The organism is Streptomyces sp. NPDC058653 (assembly GCF_042716895.1).
Taxonomy (GTDB): domain Bacteria; phylum Actinomycetota; class Actinomycetes; order Streptomycetales; family Streptomycetaceae; genus Streptomyces.
The window spans coordinates 67,713-91,951 of the sequence record NZ_JBHXRM010000016.1 but is presented as its reverse complement, the minus strand read 5'-3'; the positions used below and the strand labels follow the sequence as shown (position 1 = coordinate 91,951).

Genomic DNA, 24,239 nt, shown 5'->3' with positions numbered 1-24,239 from the left:
AGAGCGACTGGCGCGAGGCGATCGGCCGCGCGGCGCCGGTGCTGCCCGTACTGGCCGTGGTGGCGCTGCTCGCCGTCCCGGTGGCCGGGCCCGCCGGGGACGGGTCGGCGAGCTCCGGCACGGTCGCCGACGCCGCCTCCGCGCTGCTCGTCCTCTTCTGCCTCGTACGGGCGCTGCGCGACCGCACCCGGCCTCTGACCCGAACAGCCGCGCTGGTGCTGGGACTTCCCGTGTTCGGGGTGAGTGTCGCCGCGATCACCTCGTACGACCCCGCGTCCAGCCTGCCGGGCGTGGCCCGCTACCTCCAGATCTTCGTGCTGGTGCCCGGCGCGCTGCTGCTGCTGATCAGACACCGCCGGGACTTCCGGCTCGTCGCCTGGTCGATGGTGGTCCTCGCGCTGGTGCAGGGGCTCATCGGAGTCGTCCAGTATCTGACCGGCACCGGCGCCTCGTACATGGGCGAGGACGTCCGCGCGGTCGGCACGTTCGGACCCACCGACGTCATGGGCATGGCCACCGTCGTCTCGTACGGAATGGTCGCCGCCGTCGGACTGGCCCTGGGCGCGGGGGCCGAGCCCGGACCCGGCGGCGGGCACGAGACGCCGCGCCGGCAGCGGGCCCTCGCGCTCGGCTGCGCCGCACTGCTCTTCCTGCCGCTCGTGCTCTCCTTCAGCCGGGGCGCGTGGATCGCGACCGTCGTCGCCGTCACGCTCCAACTCGCCCTCTCCGGGCTGCGCCGCGCGGCCCGCGTCGCGCTGGTGGCGGCGGCGCTCGGCGTCGTACTCGTCGGCGGACTCGGCATCGGCTCGCAGATGGTCTCCGAACGGGTCGGCAGCATCACCGAGGTCACCGAGGCACCCGACCGGTCGGTCACCGACCGGTACACGATGTGGGCGGCGGCGGCCGGCATGTGGCGCACCGACCCGATCACCGGCGTCGGGCTCAAGGGCTTCCCCGCCCACCGCGACAGCCACTCCTCGATCGCCCTCTCGTCGGGCAGCGACACGGCGGGCGCGGGCAAGGCGTTCCAGCGCCAGCCGCTGCTCTCGCCGCACAACATGTATCTGCTGATCCTCGGCGAGCAGGGAATCGTCGGTCTGCTGGCCCTGGCCGGGAGCTGGACGGCGCTGCTCGTGCTGGCGCTGCGGCGACTGCCCGGCGCGCGGCGCGGACGCACGGGGACGGACTGCGCGCTGGTCGCCGCCGGGCTGCTGATCTGGCAGTTGGTGGACTTCGGTTACGCGGACATCGGCGGGCCCTCCACGGTGCTGACCGCGGTCGTGCTCGGCCTGGCCGCGTGGTGGGCGCTCGACCGGCGGGCGCACCGCCGGGAGGACGGCGACGCGGACCGGGTGGCGGACCGGGGAACAGAGCGGCGTACGACCGCGGAAGTTGGCGCGGTGTGAGCGACCTGACCGACGCGACACAGTCACCGCCGGAACCGCCCGGGACCGCGGTGCCGGACACAACCGCCGTACCCGCCGCGCCCGTAGTCCCCGCCGCGCCCCTCGCCCCTGTCGAGTCCGCCCCGCCCGCTCAGCCCGCCGTCCCCGGCCGGCGGCCACCGCCGTCCTCCGTCTCGCCGGCCGGGAAGGACGACACCCACCCGGCCGGCGCGAGCCGGCGCGGCGTCCATCTCTCCAGCGGCTTCCTCGCCCGCGCCGCCCTGGTGACCGCCGCCCTCACCGCCGCCGGAGCGCTGCTCGGTCTCGTACGCGACCAGACCATCGCCCATCTCTACGGCGCGGGCCCCGACACCGACGCCTTCCTCGTCGCCTGGACCGTCCCCGAGGTCGCCTCGACCCTGCTCATCGAGGACGCGATGGCGCTGATCCTGGTGCCCGCCTTCAGCCTCGCCCTCGCGCGCAGGGCCGAGCGCCAGCCACTCCTGCCGGGCGCGGAACCCGACCGAGCCGGCCACGACGACCGCGACCCCGTCCACGCCCTGCTGCGTACGACCCTGCCCACCCTGCTGCTCGCGCTCAGCGCGGGCGCCGTGCTGCTGATGCTGGCCGCGCCCTGGGTGGTCGCCGCCCTGGCCCCCGGCCTCCCGGACGCCCGACTGGCCGTCGACTGCACCCGGTTGACGGCCACCTGCGCGTTCACCTTCGGCATCGCCGGATTCTGCAGCGCCGCGCTGCGGGCGCACGGCAGCTTCGTACCACCCGCGATGATCTACGTGGCGTACAACGTCGGCATCATCGCCACGATGCTGATCCTCAGCGAACGGCTGGGGGTCCGCGCGGCGGCCGTCGGCGTCGCCATCGGCGGGGTCCTGATGGTCCTCGTCCAGGCGCCGGTCGTCTGGCGCCGGCTGCGTGACCGCCGCGCGGGAGAGCCGCCCCACCAGAAAGCGCACCAGCCGCCGCACGAGCAGGCCCACGAACCCACCGGCGAACAGCCCGCCACCGGCCGGCCCCTCGTCGTCCTCGGACTGCTCGCCCCCGTCATCGTCTTCGCGCTCAGCCGCCAGTCCCAGGTCCTCATCGAACGCTTCCTCGCCGCGCCCCTGCCCGCCGGCGCCATCTCGCACCTCAACTACGCGCAGAAGGTCGCGCAGATGCCGATGGTGCTGTCCCTGATGCTCTGCACCGTCACCTTCCCCGTCGTCGCGCGCGCCATGGCGGCCGGGGATACCGACCGGGCCAGGCGGCGCGTCGAACGCGACCTCGCGCTCGCCGGTGTCATCGTGCTCGTGGGCGCCGCGACCGTCGTCGCGTGCGCACCGCAGATCATCGAAATCCTCTTCCAGCGCGGTGCTTTCGACCGGGCGGACACGGCGGCCACCGCCGCCGTGATGCGTGTGTACGCACTGGGGCTGCTCGGCCACACCCTCGTCGGAGCCCTGGTCCGCTGCTACTTCTCCGCCGCGCGTCCCCTGTGGTTCCCCGCGCTCGCCATGCTCCTCGGCCTCGCCCTCACCACCCTGGGCGGCGCACTGCTCGTCGGCACCTGGGGCGTCCTCGGGATCGCGGCGGGCAACGCGCTCGGCATCACCGCCACCGCCGGGCTGCTGCTCAACGGCGTGGCCCGGCACAGCGTTCCGGTGCGGGTCCGCCACATGACCGGAGGGCTCGTCAAACTCAGCGCCTCCGCCGCTGCCGCCACCGGCGCCGGATGGCTCTGCGGCGCCCTCATCCCCGCCCCCGTGCCCGCGGCGGCCGTCGCCTGTCTGGTGGTCGCCGCGGTGTTCCTCGTCATCGCACGGGCCCTTCAGGTACCCGAGATCGACTCCCTCGTCCGCTCCGCCACACGAAAGCTCATCGATGTCCGCTGACACGGTCTCCGCAGGCCCCCTGTGGGCAGCCATGTACCACTCGATCACCGACCCGGCCGAGGACCCCTACCAGGTGACGGTCTCGCCCGACCGGCTCGACCGCCAGCTGCGCTGGATGCGCCGTCGGGGGCTCACCGGCGTGAGCATGGAGCGGCTGCTGCGCGCCCGCGCGCGGGGCCGCGACGCCGGGCTCGTCGGGCTCACGTTCGACGACGGTTACGCCGACTTCCTCGACAACGCGGTCCCGCTGCTGCACCGCTACGAGTTCACCGCAACCGTCTACGTGCTCCCCGGCCGGCTCGGCGGCGTCAACGAGTGGGACGGCCTCGGCCCGCGCAAGCCCCTCCTCACGGCGGACGGCATCCGCGAGGCCGCGGCGGCCGGCATGGAGGTCGGCTCGCACGGGCTGCGCCACACCGATCTCACCGAGGCCGACGACGCGCTGCTCACCGAGGAGACCCGCGGCAGCCGCGAGGCGCTCTGCGCGATCACGGGCGAGGAGGTGACCGGGTTCTGCTATCCGTACGGAACGGTCGACGAGCGCGCCATGGCCGCCGTACGGGACGCCGGTTACCGGTACGCGGTCGGCATCAGCCCCGGCCCGCTCACCGGCCTGTTCGCACTGCCGCGGGTGCACATCGGCCAGGAGGACACCGCCGCCCGGCTCTTCCTGAAGCGCGTGCTGCACAGTCGGCGCCGCGAGCCGGTCCCGTACACCCCGTACGGCCCCGCCACCCTGCCCGCCGAGGCCACGACCACCGGCGAGGGCGGCGGCGCATGAAGGTGCTGCATGTCATCACCGGCCTCGGCATCGGCGGTGCGGAACAGCAACTGCGGTTGCTGCTGCGCCAGTTGCCCACGGACAGCGCGGTCGTCACGCTCACCAACCCGGGCGCCGTAGCCCGGGGCATCACCGCCGACGGCCGCTCCGTCACGAACCTCGACATAAGAGGCAACCGTGACCTCGGCGCGCTGCCCCGGCTGACCGGACTGATCAAGGAGGGCGGGTACGACCTGGTCCACACCCACCTCTACCGCGCCTGTGTGTACGGACGCCTCGCCGCGCGCCTCGCGGGCGTACGGACCGTCGTCGCCACCGAGCACTCCCTCGGCGCCACCCAGATCGAGGGCCGCCCGCTGACCACCGGCGCCCGCGCCCTCTACCTCGGCACCGAGCGTCTCGGCTCGGCGACCGTCGCCGTCTCGACCACCGTCGCGCACCGGCTGCGCCGCTGGGGCGTACGCCGGGACCGTATCCATGTCGTGCCCAACGGCATCGACGTACCGCGCTTCGGCTACGACGAGACGGCGCGGCACAAGGCCCGCGCCGAACTCGGCCTGCCCGCCGACGCGTTCGTCGTCGGCGGAGTCGGCAGGCTCAGTCCGGGCAAACGTTTCGACACCCTCGTCAGGGCCGTCGCCGCGCTGCCCGGCGCCCGCCTCCTGCTCGTCGGCGAGGGCCCCGAGCGTGAGCGGCTGCGCGCCCTGGCGACGGAACTGGGCGCCGCCGACCGGGTCCTGACCCCGGGCGCCTGCGAGGACCCGCCGCCGGACCCCGCCGCCGACACCGGACCCGACCTGCCCTCGCTCCTCGCCGCGATGGACCTCTTCGTGTCCACCTCCGAGGACGAGGCCTTCGGGCTCGCGGTGGTCGAGGGCCTGGCCGCCGGGCTGCCCGTCCTGCACGTCACCTGCCCGGCGCTCACCGACCTGCCCGCCGACGCCGCCCCTGGCGCGCGTCAGATCAGCGGGACGGTCTCCGGCCTCGTCACCGAACTGACCGCGTTCCAGGAGCGGTTCACCGCCCAGGACGGCCCACGCCGGCTGCCGGTGCCGCCCGCCGCGCGCCACTACGACATCTCCCGCAGCGCCGAACAGCTGATGTCCGTCTACGACCACGCCCTGCGCCGGAACGGTGGCTCCTCCGAGCGTCCCGTCCGCCGCCGCGCCACCCCCGAGGAGTGAGTTCGACGATGACCGAGAAAGAGAGCGGCCGACGCCCCGAGGGCTCCCGGCCCGGCCGCGTCCTGGCGAGGATCAGGGCCCTGTCCGTCTGGTGGATCGTGCCGGTCTGCGTCCTGATCGGGGCGCTCGCCGGCGGCGCGTACGGAATGCTCCGCACGCCGCAGTACTCCGCCACCAGCTACGTACTGGTCGTACCGACCGACAAGACCGACCCGGCCGCCGCGCTCGGCTTCGCGCAGGCGTACGGGCGCGTGGCCTCCCAGGTCGCCGCCATCGGCGACGCCCAGGTGTGGGCCGGGGTCTCCAAGAAGGTCCTCAGGGAGAACGTCACCACGGTCACCTCGCCCGACGCCCCGATGATCTCGGTGACCGCCACCTCCAGCGGCCGGCAGGCGGCCGTCAGCATGGCCGACGGTGTCGCGCGTTCGCTGGTGCTCAACGGCACACAGATGCAGGGCAGTACGAACGTCCGGGTGGTCCAGTTCTCCCGCGCGGTCAAGCCCACCAGCCCCGTCTCCCCGTCCGCGCCGCTGGCCGCGCTCGTCGGCGCCGCCGGCGGCGGACTCCTCGGCGGGCTCGTCGTACTGGTCCGTCCCAAGCGCCGCCGCGCCGAGGTGCACGCACCGGTGCCGGGCCCCTCGGCGGCGCCCGTGCCACAGACGGAGAGCGTCTGATGGCCGCCGAATCGACCACCCGGCGCTCCCTCCGGGCGGGCGCGGCCCCGGCGAAGACCGTCGGCAGAGGCACCTTCACCGCGCTGACCTCCGAGATCTGCCGGGACCCCGTCAGGTTCGGTTCGCTCGCTGCCGAGTGGAACGCGCTCCACCGCCGCTCCGGCGCGGCCACCCCGTTCCAGAGCCACGCGTGGCTGCACTCCTGGTGGCTGTCGTACGGCGCCCCCGGCCGGCTCCGGGTCGTCCTGCTGCGCCGGGACGGCGTCCTCGTCGGCGCGGCCCCGCTGATGCTGGTCCACCGGCCGTTCCCCGTCCTGGTCCAGCTCGGCGGCTCCATCTCCGACTTCTCCGACGTCCTGCTCGACGACGAGTGCGCCGACAGCGCGGCCCCCGCGCTCGCCAAGGCCCTCGCCAACGCCGCGCGCACCGCCGTCGTCGACCTCCGGGAGGTACGGCCGGGCGCCGCCGTCGAACGGGTCTACGAGTGCTGGGACGGCCCGCGCGACACGCTCACCGACTCGCCCTGTCTCGAACTGCCCGCCGTCCCCATGGACGAACTGCTCGGCCGTCTCTCGTCCGCCCGCGCCCAGCGCGTCAGGGCCAAGATCCGCAAGATCGACTCGGCCGGCGTCGAGGAGCGCGAGGTGCCCGGGGACGAGATCCCCACCGCCGTCGAACGGCTCCTCCATCTCCACCGGCTCCAGTGGCAGGGACGCGGCGTCACCCAGGAACACCTCAGCGCCCGCTTCGCGGGCCATCTGACCCGCTCGGTGCGGGCCATGGTCGAGTGCGGCGACGCGCGGGTCACCGAGTTCCTGCTCGGCGGCGAGGTGGTGGCCGCCGATCTCACCCTGATGTCACCGCGGCTCGCGGGCGGCTATCTGTACGGCGCCGACCCCGTGCTGCGCGACCGGAAGGTCGACGTCGCCACGATGCTGCTGCGCGAGAGCGCCCGGCGGATCAGCGCCGACGGGCGCTCGACCCTGAGCATGCTGCGCGGCAACGAACCGTACAAGCACCACTGGCGCCCGGAAACCGTCTGCAACCGACGGCTGCTGATGGCGCGCCCGATGCTGGCCGCCTCGCTGCGGCTGGTCGCCGCCCACGCCGCCGCGCGCGGCCGGGCCGCCGTCCTGGTCAACGAGCGGCTGCCGGCGATGAAGGCCGGCCTGGCGAAGCGGACACGCCGCGGCGGCGGCAAGGAGTGACCTCGCCGCCGCCGGGACGACCTCTCAGGTCAGCCAGCGCTCCCACCCGCCGAAGCGGAGGCAGACCCGCTTCCCGAGGATGGTCTCGATCCACGAACTGAGCGTCAGCGTCCGGCACTTCGCGGGCGCCTCCGGCTTCGCCGGATCGCTGGGATCGGGCCGGGGCGCGGTGGGAGCGCTCGGGTCCGGAACCGGCGTGACCGGCGGCACGCCGGGTTCCGCCTCGGGCTTCTGCCCGTACAGCGTCGAACGGAACACCTTCGTCGACCGCGGATTCTGACGGCACTGATATACGCCGTGCGGGCAGTAGTCGGTGAGCGTGTGATACAGCGGCCGGTGGTCCGCGATCCACTTGAGCATGCCCCGCATGTATTCGGGGTTGTCGCCGTTTCGGAACAGGCCCCACTCCGGATAGGAGATAACCTTTCCATGCTCCGCGGCGAAGTTCACATGGTGAAGGAGCCCGAATGGCGCATTCACCTGCTCCTCGAACGTCCGCCCGGGCGCCTGGTCGTAGGAATCCATCCCGACGATGTCCACGACGTCGTCGCCCGGATAGCACTCGGTCCAGGGAATGGCGTCCCTTCCCCGGTTCGGAGCGAAATCGAAACGGAATTTCTGACCGGGCACCGCCCGCATGGTGCCGACGATCCGCTTCCAGTACGCCTTCCAGGCCCCCGGGTCGGGGGCGCACCGATGGGTGTACGTGGTGCCGTTCATCTCCCAGCCGAGTACGACGACGGTGTCCGGCACCCCCAGGGAGACGAGCCGCTCGGCGAGGATCTGGAAGTGCCGGTCGTAGTCCCCCCGCGCGCCCCGGCGCAGTTCCTTGCGTACGGCCAGGTCGCGGACCCGGCCCTCGGTGCGCTCCAGCATCGGGACGTTGAGCACGAACATGCGGTCGTCGCGGGCCTTCTTCCAGTCGGCCCAGTTCCGCAGGTAGCTCGGACTTCCCTCGATGTTGGACCACACGTCGCCGGGGAGGTACGTGTGCCCGACCCGCAGTTCGGTACCGCCGAGCCACTTCTGCATTCCGGCGATACGGCGGACGCCGTCGGGACCGAAATTCAGGTACGCCCCCATCGCCGGTGATTTCACCTCCGGCGGTTCGGGACTGCCGGGGGCGCCGGGACCGGCGGCGAAACTCGCCATCGGAAGCACGGAACCGGAAGCAAGGAGGCCGGCCGTGATGACACCGAGCCAGGTGCTGATCAGCCGTCGACGGCGATAGGACATGTGTGCTCCTCATGAGGGGACGCGTTCCGTGTCGCACTGCTCCAAAAGTATTTCGAATAAGCCGATCGGGAACCCGGTCCGGCCTTTCTCTAGACCGTCCGTGGATTTCACCCCCCGCATGGGCCATCGAAAATGAAGGACACCACCGTGCCGAGCTTTGACATCAGCGTTCCCGCCGTGCTCGTGCGGCTCGACCGGAACCCCTTCCACCACGGGACCCTCGGCGCCGTCAGATCCCTGGGCCGGGCGGGAGTCACGGTGCACGCGGTGATCGAGTCGGCCCGCAGCCCCGTCGCCCGGTCCCGCTATCTGCACAGCGTCCATCCGCGTCCTGACCGGGCCTCAGGCCATGGGAGGGGACGTGGGCCGGTGCCCTGGGCCGCGCCGGCCGACGAGGGGGAGGAGCTGCACGGACTGCTGCTGCGGATCTCGGAGCGGCTCGGCACCCCCGCAGTCCTCGTCCCCCTCGACGATCTGAGCGCCATCACCGTCGCCCGGCTCGGACCCCGGCTGGCCGGCCGCTATCTCTTGCCCGAACAGCCGTCAGGGCTGCCGGAGCGGGTCGCCGACAAGGCGGAGCTCGCCACGATCTGCGCCACCCTCGGGCTGCCGCATCCCCGCACGTTCGTCCCCGGCGACAGCGGGGAGGCCGCGCGCGCGGCCTGGACGCTGGGGCTGCCGGTGGTCGCGAAGTGGAGCCGGCCGTGGCTGCTGCCCCAGGGCTCCGGGCTGCGCAGCACGGTCGTGGTGCGCTCGCCGCGCGAGGCCAGGGAGCTCTTCCGGCGCAGCGGTGAGGCGGGGAGCCGTCTGCTGCTCCAGGAGATGCTGCCGCGCGGACGTGATCTGGACTGGTTCTTCCACGGCTACAGCGGCGTCGACGGCAGGCTCCTGATGGGGGCGACCGGACGCAAGGAACGGTCGTGGCCGGTGGCCGCCGGGCTGACGGCGGTCGGCCGCTGGCTGCCCAACCCGACCGTCGAGCGGCTGGCGGCCCAGGTGATCACCGCCCTCGGCTACCGGGGCATCGTCGACCTCGACTTCCGCTTCGACGCCGCCACCGGCTCCTACCATCTGCTCGACTTCAACCCCAGACCCGGCGCCCAGTTCCGGCTCTTCACCGACCGGGCGGGCACCGATGTCGTACGGGCGCTGCATCTGGACCTCACCGGGCGCCCCGTCCCGCCCTCCGTCCCCGCGTTCGGCCGGACCTTCGTCGTCGAGCACTACGCGCTGCTGTCCGCGCTGTCGTCGGCCGGGCGCCGGAAACGGGGACGGGCGCGGGCCGGTGAGCGGCGCACCCGGAGGGTGAGCACGGAGGCGGCCTGGTTCGCGCGGGACGATCCGCGCCCCGCGTACGCCATGACCGCGGCCTGGCTCCTGCACGCCGCGCGCGGGAGCGCGCGCCGGCTCCGGTTCGGGCAACGGCCGCGTCCCGGGCTGGCGGGCGCCGAGCGCACGCCGCGCCCGCTCCTGTCCGTACACCAGCGCCGGCGTGTGCCGGACGTGGCCCCCGACAGCACCACCCCGCCCGTTCCGCGCTGACCGGCACCGAGCGCCGGTCCCGCGCGGCCAGCAGACCCCGAGAGAAGAGAGAGCGCGAACTCCTATGCAGGACTTGGTAGTTGTGGGTGCCGGGCCCTACGGACTGTCCATCGCCTCGCACGCGGCGGCGGCCGGTCTCCAGCCCCGGGTGTTCGGGCGGCCGATGGCCGCCTGGCGCGACGGCATGCCGCCCGGCATGTTCCTGAAGTCGGAGCCGTGGGCGTCGAACCTGTCCGACCCCAAGGGCGAGTACGGGCTGGCCGCCTATGCCGCGACCCAGGGGGTGCAGGCCCGGCACGGCGTTCCGCTGCCGGTCGGCTTCTTCGCCTCGTACGGTCTCTGGTTCGCCGAGCGGGCCGCGCCGCCGGTGGAGGACAGGACCGTCACCGCGGTGCGCCCGCGCGCCGGGGGCGGCTTCGAGGTCACCGTGGACGAGGCGGACGCCGGAGGCGCCGAGACCGTGCTCGCCCGCACGGTGGTGCTGGCCGTCGGTGTCCGGCCCTTCGCCGACATCCCCGACCCGTTGCGCGCCCTCCCGCCCGATCGGGTGTCCCACAGCGTCGACCACGCGGACCTCACGCGCTTCAAGGGCATGGACGTGACGGTCGTCGGGGCGGGCCAGGCCGCGCTGGAGACCGCGACGCTCCTCGCCGAACAGGGCACGGTCGTACGGGTGGTCGCCCGCTCCGACCGGCTGAACTGGAACACCCTCCCGCCGCCCCTCGAACGCCCCCTGGGCGAGGCCGCCCGCACGCCCCACACGGGCCTGGGCGCCGGCTGGACGAACTGGCTCTACGCGCGGACCCCGGGTCTCTTCCACCGGCTGCCGGCGTCGACCCGGGCCCGGGTCTTCACCTCGGCGCTGGGCCCGGCCGGCGCGTGGTGGCTGCGGGAGCGGTTCGAGCGGACCGTGGAGGTCAAGCTCGGCGAGAGCGTCACGGCCGCCGCCCCGGCCAACGGCCGTCTCCGGCTCGACCTGGTCTCCGGCGGCGGATCGGTGAACACGGCCCTGACCGACCATGTCATCGCCGCGACCGGGTTCACCCCCGGCCTGGACAGGACCGGAGTCCTCGACGAGCGGCTGCGCCGGAGCCTGCGCACCGTGGGCGCGAGCGGCGCCCCCGAGACGGACGGCGCGTTCGAGACCTCGCACCCCGGTCTCTTCGTGGCCGGTCTGCTGAGCGCGCCGTCGTTCGGTCCGTCGATGCGGTTCGTGTTCGGCGCGACGTACACGGCGGGGCGTGTCGTACGCGGGGTGCGACGGCGGCTGGGAACGGGCCCCCGGCACCCGCGGCCGGGAGAGACCCGCGAGACGTACCCGGTCGGTTCGACGCAGACGAACTGGAGGGAGAGGTTCTGAACGGACCGGAGCCCCGCTCTCCTCGGGCTCCGGACGCGCCGCGTGGGCGGCGTGTCCGGAGCCCGGGTGGGCGGGGCCGGGAGGGTGGGACGTGGGTCAGCGGCGCGGAGCCGTCCTGCTGCGGCGGTAGAGGATGCCGCCGCTGATCAGCAGGCCGGCGCTCACGGCGGCGGAGGCCAGCAGATCGACGTCCGAGCCGGTGGCGGCCAACTGGTCCACGAAGTCGCCCTCTTCGACGGGCCGGGGCTGCTCGGGCAGCATCGGGGTGTTGTTCTCCGGCGCGACCGGGGGCGAGGGGTTCCCGGGCGGCCTCGGCGGGTTGCGGGGATCGGTCGGCTCACCGGGGTGGGGCGGGTCGACCGGGGTGTGCGGGTCCTGGGGCTTGCTGTCCGTGCCGTTCACGCAGGCGTTGCCGAAGGCCGGGTTCAGCACACCGATCAGATCGACGGTGTTGCCGCAGAGGTTCAGCGGGATGTGGAGCGGGGCCTGGAGGAGGTTGCCCGTGAGCACACCCGGTGAGTTGGTCGCGGCGCCGGAGGCCGACGAGCCGCTGTGGTCCGGGCGCCCGGAGTGGCCGGCGGGCGCCTCGTGGGTGCCGCCACCGGGGCGGTGCCCGTGCGTCGTGGCCGGCGCCGAACCGCCGCCGTTCCCGGCCGGCTTGGCGGCGTGCGTCGAGCCGGCGTCGGTGCCGTGGCCGTCGTGGGTGGCTCGCGGCGGGGCGGGGCGCGACGCCTGGGCGGGCACCGTGTGGGGCGCGGGCTCGGCGTGCGGGGCCTGGGGCCGCGTCTGGTGGGCGGGCCGGGGCTTGGACGTCGCGTGCGCACCGGAGGCGTTGGCGCAGCTGTTGCCGAAGGCGGGGTTGCCCACGCCGACGGGGTTCACCGTGTTGCCGCAGACGTTGACCGGGATCTCGACGGGCGCCTGGACGCTGTTGCCCGACAGCAGCCCCGGGGACCCGGCGGCCGCGGCCGCGCCGTTGGTGGCCTGGGCGTATCCACCGCTGAGGGACAGCACGCTCGACGCCGCCGCGGCGGTGAGCAGTCCTTTGCCGATGAGTTCTCGCATCTGGTTCTCCTGTGTCGCCGGTGAGTGTCGCCGGTGCGTCGGTGTATCTGTGTCGACCGAGGCCGGCCCCGACGCGCGTATCGCCGTACGCGGTCGGGACCGGCCCCGGGGTGCACCCCGGGGGGCGCGTGTGCGCGGACGCGCACGTTCGTACGGGTCAGGCGTTGACGCAGGCGTTGCCGAAGGTGGGGTTCAGCAGTGCGAGCACGTTGACGCTGTTGCCGCACACGTTGACGGGCACGTGTACGGGGATCTGGACGACGTTGCCGGACAGGACGCCCGGGGAGTTCGTCGCCGCACCCTGCGCGCCCGCGTCGGCGACGGCCGGCGCCGCGGCACCGACGGCCAGGAGAACGCCCGCGACGAGAGTGGCTGCCTTCTTGGCATTCATTGTTTGAGCCCTTTCCGCAACGGTTCGCGTGCACGGCTCTCGTGCCACGCGAGCGCGGATTCTCTCAGCCCGCACCGCCGCTGCTGGAACTCCAACGAGTAGGCGCTTATGAGGAAACTGCCCTGATTTGTAGGCATTGCGAGTTCACCCGATCGCCCCGGGGAATGGACGTTTTTGCGTGGCGAACGGGTTGGTGGGACCAGGGGATGAAATGGAGGCCGGCCGGGACGAATTCGCCCCGGCCGGCCAGGGTCCGCCCCGGACGGGGGCCGGCCGGGCGGTGGCTGTCAGCCGTTGCCCGCGCCGTTGGCCGAGAGGACCGGGATGTCGCTGAGGAGGTGCGACAGGGGCTCGTCGCCCTTGGCCTGCGTCGAGTTCTCGGTGCACTGCTGGTTCTGCGGGGAGGACAGGACGTTGACGTCCTGAACCGCGACCGGCACGAGAATTCCGACGAGCGAGCCGACGTTGGCCTTGGCCGGCAGGCCGACGCAGAGCTTGTTGAGCGTGCCCTGGACGAGGCTGAGCTGCGGGCTCATGGCGCCATGGGTCTCCGCGTTGCCGAACGCCTGCTTGGCGCCGTTGCCGCTGAGCGACGTGGTGCCGGTGTCGTTGCCGACGGCGAGGGCCGACGGCGCGGCCGCGGCGGAGGCGCCGACCACGGAGGCGGTGACCGCCGCGGTCGCCAGAATCTTCTTGATCACGGTTAGTTCCTTTTCTCAAGAAATGCAGGTGGTGCGGCCTGCCCAACCGAATCGCCTTGGTTTGGTTCCGGTCCTTCACTCGTACGGCTTGCGGGGGCCGAGCGGGCTGATTGAGTGCCTAATGGGCTGTTGGAGTGAAGCGCGATAACTAAACCTGCGGAATGTAGTTGCTCATGGCGCCCCGGGGACTTGGGGCATCCTTCAGAAGGGGACTCATCGTGATCAAGAAGGTTCTGGCCTCCGCGGCCGTCGCGGCTTCCGTCGTCGGCATGTCGGCCGTGGCCGCGCCGTCCGCTTTCGCCGTCGGCGACGACACGGGCACCACGTCGCTCAGCGGCAACGGCGCGATGCAGGCTTACGGCAACTCCGCGACGTACGGCAACATGAGCCCGCAGATGGCGCTCATCCAGGGCTCGCTCAACAAGCCCTGCATCGGCCTGCCGGCCAAGGTCAACGCGGGCTCGCTGCTGGGCGTCGTCCCGATCGCGGTCCAGGACGTCAACATCCTGTCCTCCCCGCAGAACCAGCAGTGTGTCGAGAACTCGACGCAGGCCAAGGGTGACGAGCCGCTCTCGCACATCCTGAACGACATTCCGATCCTGTCCGCCAACGGTGCGGGCAACGGCTGATATCAGAGACGAATCGCCGCGGCCGGGCCGCCGCTGAATTCCGCGGCGGCCCGGCCGTTTTCGCGCTCGCCGTGATGTACCGATATGCCTTATCCACCGATCGGGCGAACGGGCGCAACCAAACCTCGCACAGCGAGTTGATCAAACCGGCACTCCACCGGTGGAGTCCGACTTTCCGGAAAGGCAACAAAATGAAGAAGCTGTGGGCTACCGCCGCTGTAGCGGCCACGATGGTCGGCGGTCTCGCCGCCACCGCGTCGCCGGCGCTGGCGATCGGCAACGACACGGGCACGACCTCGCTCAGTGGCAACGGCGCCGAGCAGGCGTTCGGTAACTCGGAGACCCACGGGGACCTGAGCCCGCAGCTCAGCCTCGTTCAGGGCACGCTCAACAAGCCCTGCATCGGCCTGCCCGTCAAGGCGAACGTCGGCTCGCTCATCGGCGTCGTGCCGATCGCGGTCCAGGACCTCAACGTCCTGTCCTCCCCGCAGAACCAGCAGTGCACCGAGAACTCGACGCAGGCGAAGGGCGACGAGCCGCTGTCGCACATCCTGGAGGACATCCCGATCCTCTCGGCGAACGGTGTGGGCAACCACTGACGTTCCGCCCACGCCCGGTCCGGCAGCTCGGCTGCCGGGCCGGGCTCTGTCATGTCCGGAGCCGATTCCGGCGTCCTCAGCCGAGCGGCTTGGCCAGACAGATGCTCAGCGGGTCGTGCCGGTAGTAGCCGAACTTCGAACAGTCCGTGTAGCCGCTGGAGCGGTAGAGCGCGATGGCCTCCGGCTGCCTGGTGCCCGTCTCCAGGACCATCCGGGTACGCCCCGCCGCCCGGGCGCTCTCCTCCAGCCGGGCGAGGATGCGGCGGGCCAGCCCGAGTCCGCGCGCCTCGACCGTCACGTACATCCGTTTGATCTCGGCGTCGCCGTCCGAGTAGCCCTCGTCGTTCCTCTCCTGCGAGCGCCAGCCGCCCGTGGCGATCGGGCGCTCGTCGGAGTCGTAGGCCAGCAGATAGAGGCCGCCGGGCGGGTCGAACATCCGGGGGTGGAGGACGGTGGCGTCCCCCTCGCTCTCGTAGCGCGCCGCGTATTCGAGCTGAACCTCGGCGTCGAGCTTCGCGGCGTCGGGGTGGTCGTAGGGGACCTGACGTATATGGATGGCCACGGCACCGATGGTAGAGGGTCTCCTCACGGTCGGGCCGGACGAGGTACGGCCACCGGGCGGCGGTACGGGCCGTCCCCGGCCGGACGGTCACTTCGCTGCGGACCGCCGGACCTCGATCGTCTTCGAGGCCTTGATCGGCGCCAGCGAGCTGTCGCCGGTGTAGGCGCGCATCGACTCGTTCGTCACCGACACGGTCACCGAGCCACCGCGCAGCGCGGTGAGCGTCCGGGTGCGCGGGTCCAGGATCGCCACCTTGCCCTGGTGACGGGCCCGGTCGACGGCCTGCTTCCCGCTGCCGATCGCCAGGGTGGACGAGCCGCTCCAGTGGACCGACATCGGGTAGCGCAGCGGCACCACACGCGTGCCCGTCCCGACCCCCTGCGGCTGCACGATGCTGCCCGAGAGCCGCGCTGTCGCGCCGGTCCTGACCGACGCCGGGGCGTCGAGCGTGACGGACTGCGCGAAGGCGCGCACATCGGTCTTGAGCCACTGCTCGTTCGCGCTCCGGTCCGCGTCGACGGACCAGTTCACCCACCCGGTGAAGCCACCGTGGTCCGGCGTGCCGTACGGGTCCTTGCCCGACGACGGCAGCACCGTATAGGGGACGCCCTCAAGGCGGTGGACATCGGCGATCTGGGCGTGGGAGCCGACCATCGCGGCGCCCTTGTCCGTGGAGTCACGGAAGTCCGTGAGCATCCGCTCGACGAGCGCCGCCTCGTCACGGTCACCGAGCTGGCTGGACTTCGTCTCGGCGGGGTCGTCCACCGGGTGGTGGGCGAACACCATCACGTTGTGGACCGACTTGTTCCGCTCCGCGTCGGCCAGCGCCTTCTGGAGCATCGGGAGCTGGTCCCACGCCGTCCCGCGCAGCGAACCGACGGAGCTGGCGAGCAGGATGAACCGCGTGCCCTTGTGGTCGAACGTCCGGTACGGCCGGCCGAACTCCTCGGTGAAGTTCGTCAGGTCCTGCTGGACGTTGTTGAGGCCGTAGGACTCGTGGTTGCCCGGCACGTAGTAGCAGGGGACCGAGCCCGACCTCGGGTTCGGCGTGCTGTTCGCCTCCGGCTCCCGGCCGACCGGGACGAGGTCGCACCCCGCGTCGGTGAGTACCTCACGGGCGAGGGCGAGGTCCTGCGGCAGGCCGCGGTCGGTGATGTCCCCGTTGAGGACGATCAGGTCCGGATCGGTCTTGCGGATCCGCCGGACGGCCGCCGTCGCGACCTGGGTCAGCGCCGGGTTGTCGGCGGTGAACTGCACGTCCGACAGGGTGGCGAACCTCCATGTGTCGCGGCCCTGGAGCAGCGAGCCGTCGTCGGAGATCAGCGGGTCGGGCCGCTCGTCGGGCTGACCGGGGTTCTCCGGCAGGTCCACCGAGGTCGGGATGTCGGCCTCGACCCGGTCCAGGACGAACGTGCCCGCCTTCTGCTGCGCGGCGCTCGTGTTGATGCCCTGGAAGCCCGAGACCGCGATCGGGAACTTCGTGCTGGCCGGCAGCGTGAACGACGCGTTCTGCCAGTCGTCGCCCGCGATCAGGCCGGTGCCGTAGGTGCCGTTGCTCTTGCCGTCGGCGTCGACGTAGCTGATGTAGGTCAGACCGTTCGGCACGGCGATGCTCGACTTGAGCCGTACCCGCAGGCGAAGCGGCTCGCCGGGGACCGGCACGCGCACGGCCGCGGACTTCGCCGCGATGCCCACGTTGCGCATCGCGTTGAAGTCGATCCGCAGGCCGTCCGGGTCCGCCGAGAACGTCGTGGCCGCGGTGCTGTTGTTGGACCAGCGGGCGAGCACGTCGTCGTCGAAGTCGTAGACCGTCGTGGTCTGCACGCCGACGGTGATCGGGAGCTGGACCGAGGTGCCGCCGACCGAGACCTTGAGGACCGTGCCCGCGCTGGTGAGCGGGGTGATCTTCAGCTTGCCGTCCACGGACGTGATGTCGACGACGCCGTGGTCGTAGTCGAGCGAGAGGTCCCGCGGGTCGACCGGAGCGGTGTAGCCCTGGGCGTCGCGGCCGGTCACGGAGACGCTGACGGCGTTGTCGGGCGTGGCGTCGGCGATCGACAGGCGCTGCGACGACATCTCCACGCTGTGGAGCGCGCCGAGGACGGAGACCTTCTGCTCCGCCTTCTCGTTCCGCACCTGCGTACGGACGGTGATCGTGCGGTCCGCGTGGTCCGGAGCCTTGAGCGTGCCGTTCTTGACGGAGGCTCCGTTCGCGCTCCAGCGCACGGACTTCGGGTCCACCGTCACCGGCGTCCGGTGGTTGTCGACGCCCGCCGCGACGAGGCGGCGGTGCAGTCCGGGGAAGACCTTCACACCACCGTCGGCCGATGCCCCGCCCGGCGCGGGCTTGACGAGGAGCTGGTCCAGCCTGCCGTCGCCCTTCGAGACGAACACCCCGACACCGTTGGGGTCGTTGCGCTCCTGGCCGTCGGACGGGACGTTGCGTACGGTCGCGGAGTTCTCGCCGAGCGCGCGGGCGACCATGGTGGTGGAGCCGCCGCCGTCAAGGTTGACCGCCGTCTCCACGCCCATCGCGGCGAGGTCGCGCGCCTCCTTGTCGATCCCGACGCCGCCCTTGCCGGTGCCGCCCGGACCGTCCCAGGTGGCGAGAACCAGCGTCCTGCCGTCGTTCTTGAAGCCGAGCGCGGTGCGCGGGGCGATCGAGGTGTCGAGGCCGGGGACGACCTTGCCGCCGGAGACGATCGTGCCGCCGTGGCCCAGCGCGAACCTCATCGTCCTGGCAACGTTGTCAGCGAGCGCGTAGTCGAGCTTCACCGGGTCGCCGGGCGCCAGCGCGCGGAGCGCGGTCGCCGAGGCGCCGCGCCCGACGAGTGCGAAGCCGCCGTCCGGGACCGTCCCCGAGCCGGCGGGACCGTTCGGCGTGACCGACACGACCGAGCCTCCCTTGACCAGGACCTCGGCGATCTGGTCGTTGGGCACACCCGTCAGGCCGCGGTTGCGCGTGTAGTCGCCCCACGCGGAGGTGAACGCGATCAGACCGTCCGCGGGGACCCCGCCGCCGTTCGCGGCGTTGAGGGACAGCACCTTGTGGTCGGCGCCGGCGAAGTTCGCGTGCGCGTCGACCGCGAGGTCCACGAGCTGGGCGACGCCGTCCTTGCTGACGCCCACGTGCTGACGGCCGCTGATGTCGGCGGACTTGACCAGCTTTCCGTTCTGGACCTCGCCCCCGAGCGCCGCGTTGGAGTTGCCGATGTCGAAGAACTCGCCGTTGACGCCCGCGACGGCGCCGGCCCTGTCGGCGGCCTCGCTGAGCGGCCCGCCCGACGCGACCGGCCCGGAGGTCAGCAGGTCCGTGCCGACCGCGCGGTTGGACAGGTCCACGCTCAGGAACCGCGCGTCGTACCAGCCCTTCTGGTCCAGCGCCTTCACGTGCTGGAGGGCGATCCCCGGGCCGATATTCTCGGACGTGTTGGTCAGGGGGATGCCGCCGGTGACGGGAGCACCCGTGACGGGCGCGCCGGTGACCGGTCCGCCGATGACGGGCGCGCCGGTCCGGGCGCCCGCGACGGGCACACCGGTGACCGGGTCGATGTTGGCCGGAGCGACGACGACCGGGGGCGCGACGGGGCCGCTGTCCGCGTACGCGACGGCGGGTGCGGCTGCCAGCGCGGTCGCGGTGGCGACCACGACCAGCAGGGGTTTTCTGTGCCGATGGTTCAAGACCATCAATCTCATGGGTACCTCGGGTCGGGAGAGGAAGCGGGGGAGACTCGCCTGCCGCGCCCATTTCGTCCATGGGCGCACACTGGATCACAAAGCCCGACCAATGCCTGCGAACGACGTCACCGCGATCCTTGGGTGAACGCTGGCTGTATGTTGCAGCTTTTTGGGTCCGTCCCATGGGCCGAGCGGTTCGCGCGCCCCGGTCAACCCTCCTCGTGGGTGCCGAAGGAGGAGGCGTCCGCCGTCAAGTAGCGTGCCTGGGTCTTCCCATGTTCAGGAGAGTGTTGTGCTGACGGTGACATCCGTGAATGTGAACGGGCTGCGGGCCGCCGCGAAGAAGGGGTTCGTGGAGTGGCTGGCCGGGACCGGGGCCGATGTGGTGTGCCTCCAGGAGGTGCGGGCCGAGGAGGGCCAGCTCTCCGAGGCGGTGCGCAAGCCCGAGGGATGGCACACCGTGTTCGCGCCGGCCGCGGCCAAGGGGCGCGCGGGCGTCGCGCTCTACTCGCGGCGGGAGCCGGAGCGGGTGCGGATCGGCTTCGGCGGCGCGGAGTTCGTCACCAGCGGGCGGTACGTCGAGATCGATCTGCCCGGTGTGACGGTGGCCAGCCTCTATCTGCCGTCGGGCGACGTGGGTACGGAGCGCCAGGACGAGAAGGTCCGGTTCATGGACGAGTTCCTGACGTATCTCCAGGGGCTCCGGGAGCGCGCGGCGGCGGACGGGCGGGAGGTGCTGGTCTGCGGCGACTGGAACATCGCGCACCAGGAGGCCGACCTCAAGAACCACAGGGCCAACCGCACGTCGTCCGGGTTCCTGCCCGAGGAACGGGCCTGGCTGACACGGGTCTTCGACGAGGCGAGGTACGTGGACGTGGTGCGCGCGCTCCATCCGGACCAGGCCGGGCCGTACACCTGGTGGTCGTACCGGGGGCGGGCGTTCGACAACGACACGGGCTGGCGTATCGACTACCAGGTGGCGACGGCGGGCCTCGCGGAGCGCGCGGTGAAGGCGTGGGTGGAGCGGGCGGCGACGCACGGCGAGCGCTGGAGCGACCACGCGCCGGTGAGTGTGGCGTACGAGTTGGGGTAGCCGGGCTACCTCCCGCGCAGCCGGCGGTCCATCGCCATGGAGAGCTCCGCGTCCACCACGCTTCTGGCGAGGGGGCGCAGGACCTCCGGGGCGGTGTCGGGCGCGTGCGCCGTGAGCGTCGTCGCGAAGAGCTCCGCCAGGGCGTCGGCGTGGGCGCGGACCTCGCGGCCCGCTTCGAAGACCACCGAGAGCGGGATGCCCTCGCGGACCAGCCGGGCCGAGACGTCCAGGAGGCGGCGGCTGATGTGGACGAGGTCGTCGCCGTCGGTGGCGAGATAGCCGAGTTCGAGCGCGGTGGCCAGGTTCTCCGCCGTGACCTCCCCCTCGAAGTGGTCGGCCAGCTCCTCGGGGGTGAGCCGGACGGGTGTCTCGTCGGTCGGTTCGCCGAGGCCGAGGACCTCGCCCACGTCGCGGCCGCTGTCGAAGGCGGCGGCGAGGTCGGCGATGCCGTTGAGGGTGTGGCCGCGCTCCAGGAGGGCGGCGATCGTACGGAGCCGGGCCAGGTGGTGGCTGTCGTACCAGGCGATCCGGCCCTCCCTGCGGGGCGGTGGGATCAGGCCGCGTTCGCGGTAGAAGCGCACCGTACGCACCGGGACGCCAGCCGCCTCCGCCAGCTCCTTCACCCGGTACTCGCGGAACTCAGGGGACTCGGGGGGCTGGTGGGACGCGCGGGGCTGGTGGGACGCGCGGGACTCGTCCGGCTCGCGGGTTTCGTCCTGGGCTTCCTCCTGGTCGGACATGGCGGCCAGCCTATGTCCTCGTACCGGCGGTAACTTTTCCTGTCCGCCCCCTACCCGTGAGTAGGGAGCTGCCCTACCCTCCCAACAGTGCCAGTGATTACTGGCGCGGTTATCGGGATCCACTCCGGCGGGAGGCGGCGGCATGACCAAGCACGAGCACGTACGGGTGGCGGTGGTCGGATCCGGATTCGGGGGCCTGGGGGCCGCCGTCCGGCTGCGGCGCGAGGGGATCACCGACTTCGTCGTCCTGGAACGGGCCGGCTCGGTCGGCGGGACCTGGCGGGACAACGACTATCCGGGCTGCGCGTGTGACGTGCCCTCACATCTCTACTCGTTCTCCTTCGCGCCCAACCCCGACTGGCCGCGCACCTTCTCGGGGCAGTCGCACATCCGCGCGTATCTGGAGCGCGTGACCGACACCTTCGGGCTCCGGCCGCACATCCGGCTGAACCACGAGGTGCTGCTGATGCGCTGGATCGCCGAGGCGGCCCTCTGGGAGATCGAGACCTCGCGCGGGACCCTCACGGCGGACGTCGTCGTCTCCGCGACCGGGGCGCTGTCCGACCCCAGGGTGCCGGACACACCCGGCCTCGACTCGTTCCCCGGCAAGGTCTTCCACTCCGCCCGCTGGGACCACGGCTTCGACCCCCGGGGCAAGCGCGTCGCCGTCGTCGGCACCGGCGCGTCGGCGATCCAGATCGTGCCGGCCCTCCAGCCCGACGTCGCGAGGCTGACGCTCTTCCAGCGCACCCCGCCGTGGGTGATGCGGCGCGCCGACCGGCCGATCTCCGCCGCCGAGCGATGGCTCTACCGGACGCTGCCGGCCGCCGGCGCCGCACGGCGCGGACTGCTCTGGGGCATCAGGGAGTTGCAGGTCCAGGCGTTCACCAAGCGGCCCGGTGAGCTGCGGCTCGTGGAGCGCCTGGCCAGGGCCAACATGACGCGGGCCGTCAAGGACCCCGTGCTGCGGGCCAAGTTGACCCCCTCGTACCGCATCGGCTGCAAGCGCATCCTGCTGTCCAGCACGTACTATCCGGCGCTCGCGCGGCCCAACGTCGACGTCGTCGCCTCCGCGCTCTCCGAGGTGTGCGGGTCGACCGTCGTCGCGGCCGACGGCAGCGCGACCGAGGTCGACGCGATCGTCTTCTCCACCGGCTTCCACGTGACCGACATGCCCATCGTCGAGCGGGTGGTGGGGGCGGCGGGCATCACGCTCGCCGAGTCGTGGAAGGACGGCATGGCGTCCCTGCGCGGCGCGACCGCCGTGGGCTTCCCCAACTTCATGACGATCGTCGGCCCCAACACCGGTCTCGGCAACTCCTCGATGATCCTGATGATCGAGTCGCAGCTCAGCTATCTCGGCGACTATCTGCGCACGCTCGGCTCGCTCGGGGCGGGCGCGGCCCTCACCCCCACACCGGCGGCCGTCGAGGGGTGGAACCGCCGGGTACAGGAGAAAATGAGGCGCACCGTGTGGAACACCGGCGGCTGCACCAGCTGGTACCGGGACGCGAGCGGGCGCAACACCACGATCTGGCCCGGGACGACGACCGAGTTCCGCCGGGCCACGCGGACCGTGGACCCCGGCGAGTACGAGGTCGTCCGGGCACCGGCGGCGAAGACCCGGCCCGATGTCAAGGAGAGCGTCCGATGAGCCGATCCGTCCCCGGGCCCACCGCGCGGCCCGTCCGTGAGACCACCGCGCGTTCCGCCGACGGAGCGCGTCCGCACATCGAGGTGTACGGCTCCGAGGACGCGCCCGCGATCGTCCTCGTCCACGGCTGGACCTGCTCGACCCTCTTCTGGGCGGCGCAGATCGACGCGCTCGCCGCCGACTTCCGGGTGATCGTCTACGACCAGCGCGGGCACGGGCGTTCGCCCGCCGTCGCCCGGGGCGGCTACAGCACCGACGCGCTCGCCGACGATCTGGAGGCGGTGCTGGAGGCGACCCTCGCGCCGGGCGAGAAGGCGGTCGTGGCCGGGCACTCCATGGGCGGCATGACGCTGATGGCCGCCGCCGCGCGGCCGGCCTTCCGGGAGCACGCTGCGGCGGCGCTGCTGTGCAGCACCGGCAGTTCGAACCTGGTGGCCGAGGCGCTCGTGGTGCCGATGCGCGCCGGGCGGCTGCGGACCCGGCTGACCCGGATGATCCTCGGCGCGCGGGCCCCGCTCGGCCCGGTCACGCCTCTGTCGAAGCGGTTCCTGCGGTACGGGACCATGGGGCCCGGCACGGCGCCGGACCGGGTCGCGGTGTGCGCGGAGATCGTGCACGCGTGTCCGCGCGCGGTGCGGGTGGCCTGGGCGCAGGTGCTCGGCTCGCTCGATCTCGACGCGGGGGTACGGGAGTTGAGGGTCCCCACGGCGGTCGTCTCGGGGACCGCCGACCGGCTGACACCGCCGGTCCTGACGAGTCGGCTGGTCGCCGAGTTGCCGGACTGCGTGGGCGTCACCCGGCTGACGGGGATGGGGCACATGACACCGGTGGAGGCTCCCGAGGCGGTGACCGCCGTGATCCGGAGGCTCGCGGAGGACCATCTTCGGGCCGGCGCCGACAGGGGCGGGCACAGGGACGAGGCGGACAGGGAGAGCGCCGTATGAGCGGGGTCGGTCTGGAGGGTCAGGTCGCCGTCGTCACCGGCGCGGCGCGCGGGGTGGGCGAGGCGCTGGCCCGCAAACTCTCGGCGCGCGGCGCCAGGGTGGCGCTCGTGGGCCTGGAGGCCGAGGAGCTGAAGGACGTGGCGAGCAGGCTCCACACGGACTGCGCGCACTGGTACGCCGACGTCACCGACCACGAGGCGATGGCGCGTGTCGCGGGGGAGGTCAAGGAGTGGTTCGGGAAGGTCGACATCGTTGTGGCCAACGCGGGTGTGGCGGCCGGCGGCCCCTTCCTCGGCTCGGACCCCGTCGCTTGGCGCCGGGTGATCGAGGTGAACCTCGTCGGCGGCGCGGTCACGGCGCGCGCGTTCCTGCCCGTACTGATCGAGAGCCGGGGCTACTTCCTCCAGATAGCCTCGCTCGCCGCGATCGTCCCGGCGCCGATGATGACCGCGTACTGCGCCTCCAAGTCGGGGGCCGAGGCCTTCGCGCACAGCCTGCGCGCCGAGGTCCGGCACAAGGGCGTACGGGTCGGCGTCGGTTATCTGTCCTGGACCGACACCGACATGGTGCGCGGCGCCGACGAGGACGAGGTGATGCGCGAGATGCGGCAGGGGCTGCCGTGGCCGGCCAACAAGACGTATCCGCTGGGGCCCGCGGCCGAGCGCGTCGTCTCGGGGATCGAGCGGCGCTCGGCGCATGTGTACGCGCAGTGGTGGCTGCGGGGGACGCGGTCCGTGCGCGCGTGTCTGCCGGGCCTGGTCGCGACGGTCGGGTCCCGCCGGATGAGGGCTGTCGAACCGAGGCTCGGGGGAGTGGCCAGGGGGCTGCTGGGGGTCGGCGGGGCGGCCGACGAGCAGGGGCGTGCCCGGCGCAATTGATCGAAATGCGGGGTATGTCGGGGCGTGCAAGTCTGGTCGGGGC

Annotated in this window: 21 protein-coding genes; 14 read left to right on the top strand and 7 right to left on the bottom strand. The window is 72.4% G+C overall.

What is annotated here, in order from left to right; translation table 11 throughout:
* The first annotated feature begins 20 nt into the window (after positions 1 to 20).
* The 6 genes from ACFWU9_RS16250 to ACFWU9_RS16225 are packed head-to-tail and all read left to right on the top strand — an operon-like array spanning position 21 to position 7,124.
* Positions 21 to 1,406: an O-antigen ligase family protein gene (locus tag ACFWU9_RS16250; protein WP_384318815.1), complete on the top strand. Its 1,386-nt coding sequence runs from the start codon at positions 21 to 23 to the stop codon at positions 1,404 to 1,406.
* Entirely contained in the window at positions 1,403 to 3,277 is a 1,875-nt protein-coding gene (gene murJ / locus ACFWU9_RS16245) for a murein biosynthesis integral membrane protein MurJ (RefSeq protein WP_384318706.1), read from the top strand. The genes ACFWU9_RS16250 and murJ overlap by 4 nt, the downstream gene beginning before the upstream one ends.
* On the top strand, positions 3,267 to 4,058 hold the full coding sequence (locus ACFWU9_RS16240; RefSeq protein WP_384318704.1) for a polysaccharide deacetylase family protein: 792 nt from the start codon (positions 3,267 to 3,269) through the stop codon (positions 4,056 to 4,058). Before murJ ends, ACFWU9_RS16240 begins: the two co-directional genes overlap by 11 nt.
* On the top strand, positions 4,055 to 5,242 hold the full coding sequence (locus ACFWU9_RS16235) for a glycosyltransferase (RefSeq protein ID WP_384318703.1): 1,188 nt from the start codon (positions 4,055 to 4,057) through the stop codon (positions 5,240 to 5,242). The genes ACFWU9_RS16240 and ACFWU9_RS16235 overlap by 4 nt, the downstream gene beginning before the upstream one ends.
* Positions 5,243 to 5,250: 8 nt before the next feature.
* Positions 5,251 to 5,916 (top strand): Wzz/FepE/Etk N-terminal domain-containing protein, encoded by a 666-nt coding sequence (locus ACFWU9_RS16230; RefSeq protein ID WP_384318701.1) that lies wholly within the window; start codon positions 5,251 to 5,253, stop codon positions 5,914 to 5,916.
* The gene (locus tag ACFWU9_RS16225) at positions 5,916 to 7,124 is read left to right on the top strand and encodes a GNAT family N-acetyltransferase (RefSeq protein ID WP_384318699.1); all 1,209 of its coding nucleotides are present in this window, start codon (positions 5,916 to 5,918) and stop codon (positions 7,122 to 7,124) included. Before ACFWU9_RS16230 ends, ACFWU9_RS16225 begins: the two co-directional genes overlap by 1 nt.
* A 24-nt stretch (positions 7,125 to 7,148) precedes the next feature.
* Here ACFWU9_RS16225 and ACFWU9_RS16220 read toward each other — a convergent pair whose 3' ends face one another.
* Positions 7,149 to 8,360, bottom strand: coding sequence for a glycoside hydrolase family 26 protein (locus tag ACFWU9_RS16220; RefSeq protein ID WP_384318697.1), 1,212 nt, complete (start codon positions 8,358 to 8,360; stop codon positions 7,149 to 7,151).
* 147 nt (positions 8,361 to 8,507) lie between these two features.
* Here ACFWU9_RS16220 and ACFWU9_RS16215 point away from each other — a divergent pair, with 147 nt between their 5' ends.
* Both ACFWU9_RS16215 and ACFWU9_RS16210 read left to right on the top strand, forming a co-directional pair.
* The gene (locus tag ACFWU9_RS16215) at positions 8,508 to 9,902 is read left to right on the top strand and encodes an ATP-grasp domain-containing protein (protein ID WP_384318695.1); all 1,395 of its coding nucleotides are present in this window, start codon (positions 8,508 to 8,510) and stop codon (positions 9,900 to 9,902) included.
* Positions 9,903 to 9,966: 64 nt separating this feature from the next.
* Positions 9,967 to 11,262 (top strand): FAD-dependent oxidoreductase, encoded by a 1,296-nt coding sequence (locus ACFWU9_RS16210; protein ID WP_384318693.1) that lies wholly within the window; start codon positions 9,967 to 9,969, stop codon positions 11,260 to 11,262.
* Between the two features lie 96 nt (positions 11,263 to 11,358).
* Here ACFWU9_RS16210 and ACFWU9_RS16205 read toward each other — a convergent pair whose 3' ends face one another.
* The 3 genes from ACFWU9_RS16205 to ACFWU9_RS16195 all read right to left on the bottom strand — a co-directional run bounded on the left by ACFWU9_RS16205 (position 11,359) and on the right by ACFWU9_RS16195 (position 13,419).
* Positions 11,359 to 12,327 (bottom strand): chaplin family protein, encoded by a 969-nt coding sequence (locus tag ACFWU9_RS16205; protein ID WP_384318691.1) that lies wholly within the window; start codon positions 12,325 to 12,327, stop codon positions 11,359 to 11,361.
* 157 nt (positions 12,328 to 12,484) lie between these two features.
* On the bottom strand, positions 12,485 to 12,718 hold the full coding sequence (locus ACFWU9_RS16200) for a chaplin (RefSeq protein ID WP_384318689.1): 234 nt from the start codon (positions 12,716 to 12,718) through the stop codon (positions 12,485 to 12,487).
* Positions 12,719 to 13,005: 287 nt separating this feature from the next.
* A complete protein-coding gene (locus tag ACFWU9_RS16195; RefSeq protein WP_384318687.1) occupies positions 13,006 to 13,419 on the bottom strand; it encodes a rodlin in 414 nt (137 codons plus the stop codon).
* Between the two features lie 218 nt (positions 13,420 to 13,637).
* Here ACFWU9_RS16195 and ACFWU9_RS16190 point away from each other — a divergent pair, with 218 nt between their 5' ends.
* Together ACFWU9_RS16190 and ACFWU9_RS16185 are read left to right on the top strand one after the other, a co-directional pair.
* A complete protein-coding gene (locus ACFWU9_RS16190) occupies positions 13,638 to 14,048 on the top strand; it encodes a rodlin (protein ID WP_384318685.1) in 411 nt (136 codons plus the stop codon).
* A 191-nt stretch (positions 14,049 to 14,239) separates the two neighbouring features.
* Positions 14,240 to 14,647, top strand: coding sequence for a rodlin (locus ACFWU9_RS16185; RefSeq protein WP_384318683.1), 408 nt, complete (start codon positions 14,240 to 14,242; stop codon positions 14,645 to 14,647).
* A gap of 76 nt (positions 14,648 to 14,723) precedes the next feature.
* Here ACFWU9_RS16185 and ACFWU9_RS16180 read toward each other — a convergent pair whose 3' ends face one another.
* Together ACFWU9_RS16180 and ACFWU9_RS16175 are read right to left on the bottom strand one after the other, a co-directional pair.
* Entirely contained in the window at positions 14,724 to 15,203 is a 480-nt protein-coding gene (locus ACFWU9_RS16180) for a GNAT family N-acetyltransferase (RefSeq protein ID WP_384318813.1), read from the bottom strand.
* Positions 15,204 to 15,296: 93 nt separating this feature from the next.
* A complete protein-coding gene (locus tag ACFWU9_RS16175) occupies positions 15,297 to 18,890 on the bottom strand; it encodes a phosphodiester glycosidase family protein (RefSeq protein ID WP_384318681.1) in 3,594 nt (1,197 codons plus the stop codon).
* Between the two features lie 289 nt (positions 18,891 to 19,179).
* On the opposite strand from ACFWU9_RS16175, the gene ACFWU9_RS16170 reads away from it, so the two are divergent.
* Positions 19,180 to 19,980, top strand: coding sequence for an exodeoxyribonuclease III (locus ACFWU9_RS16170; RefSeq protein ID WP_384318679.1), 801 nt, complete (start codon positions 19,180 to 19,182; stop codon positions 19,978 to 19,980).
* A gap of 5 nt (positions 19,981 to 19,985) precedes the next feature.
* Here ACFWU9_RS16170 and ACFWU9_RS16165 read toward each other — a convergent pair whose 3' ends face one another.
* The gene (locus tag ACFWU9_RS16165; protein WP_384318811.1) at positions 19,986 to 20,603 is read right to left on the bottom strand and encodes a MerR family transcriptional regulator; all 618 of its coding nucleotides are present in this window, start codon (positions 20,601 to 20,603) and stop codon (positions 19,986 to 19,988) included.
* 259 nt (positions 20,604 to 20,862) lie between these two features.
* On the opposite strand from ACFWU9_RS16165, the gene ACFWU9_RS16160 reads away from it, so the two are divergent.
* From ACFWU9_RS16160 to ACFWU9_RS16150, 3 genes are read left to right on the top strand one after another with little or no spacing between them, the layout of a single operon-like run.
* Positions 20,863 to 22,374 carry a flavin-containing monooxygenase gene (locus tag ACFWU9_RS16160; RefSeq protein ID WP_384318677.1) on the top strand — a complete coding sequence of 504 codons (1,512 nt, stop codon included), beginning with the start codon at positions 20,863 to 20,865 and terminating at the stop codon, positions 22,372 to 22,374.
* Positions 22,371 to 23,318: an alpha/beta fold hydrolase gene (locus ACFWU9_RS16155; protein ID WP_384318675.1), complete on the top strand. Its 948-nt coding sequence runs from the start codon at positions 22,371 to 22,373 to the stop codon at positions 23,316 to 23,318. The genes ACFWU9_RS16160 and ACFWU9_RS16155 overlap by 4 nt, the downstream gene beginning before the upstream one ends.
* Positions 23,315 to 24,196: an SDR family oxidoreductase gene (locus ACFWU9_RS16150; RefSeq protein ID WP_384318673.1), complete on the top strand. Its 882-nt coding sequence runs from the start codon at positions 23,315 to 23,317 to the stop codon at positions 24,194 to 24,196. The genes ACFWU9_RS16155 and ACFWU9_RS16150 overlap by 4 nt, the downstream gene beginning before the upstream one ends.
* The last annotated feature ends 43 nt before the right edge of the window (positions 24,197 to 24,239 follow it).

Bases quoted from the DNA above. Each gene is read 5' to 3' on its own strand.
- ACFWU9_RS16200 (WP_384318689.1), bottom strand. From the start codon at position 12,718: ATGAATGCCAAGAAGGCAGCCACTCTCGTCGCGGGCGTTCTCCTGGCC.
- ACFWU9_RS16235 (WP_384318703.1), top strand. From the start codon at position 4,055: ATGAAGGTGCTGCATGTCATCACCGGCCTCGGCATCGGCGGTGCGGAA.
- ACFWU9_RS16150 (WP_384318673.1), top strand. From the start codon at position 23,315: ATGAGCGGGGTCGGTCTGGAGGGTCAGGTCGCCGTCGTCACCGGCGCG.
- ACFWU9_RS16205 (WP_384318691.1), bottom strand. From the start codon at position 12,327: ATGCGAGAACTCATCGGCAAAGGACTGCTCACCGCCGCGGCGGCGTCG.
- ACFWU9_RS16210 (WP_384318693.1), top strand. From the start codon at position 9,967: ATGCAGGACTTGGTAGTTGTGGGTGCCGGGCCCTACGGACTGTCCATC.
- ACFWU9_RS16225 (WP_384318699.1), top strand. From the start codon at position 5,916: ATGGCCGCCGAATCGACCACCCGGCGCTCCCTCCGGGCGGGCGCGGCC.
- ACFWU9_RS16155 (WP_384318675.1), top strand. From the start codon at position 22,371: ATGAGCCGATCCGTCCCCGGGCCCACCGCGCGGCCCGTCCGTGAGACC.
- ACFWU9_RS16185 (WP_384318683.1), top strand. From the start codon at position 14,240: ATGAAGAAGCTGTGGGCTACCGCCGCTGTAGCGGCCACGATGGTCGGC.
- ACFWU9_RS16240 (WP_384318704.1), top strand. From the start codon at position 3,267: ATGTCCGCTGACACGGTCTCCGCAGGCCCCCTGTGGGCAGCCATGTAC.
- ACFWU9_RS16220 (WP_384318697.1), bottom strand. From the start codon at position 8,360: ATGTCCTATCGCCGTCGACGGCTGATCAGCACCTGGCTCGGTGTCATC.
- ACFWU9_RS16160 (WP_384318677.1), top strand. From the start codon at position 20,863: ATGACCAAGCACGAGCACGTACGGGTGGCGGTGGTCGGATCCGGATTC.
- ACFWU9_RS16230 (WP_384318701.1), top strand. From the start codon at position 5,251: ATGACCGAGAAAGAGAGCGGCCGACGCCCCGAGGGCTCCCGGCCCGGC.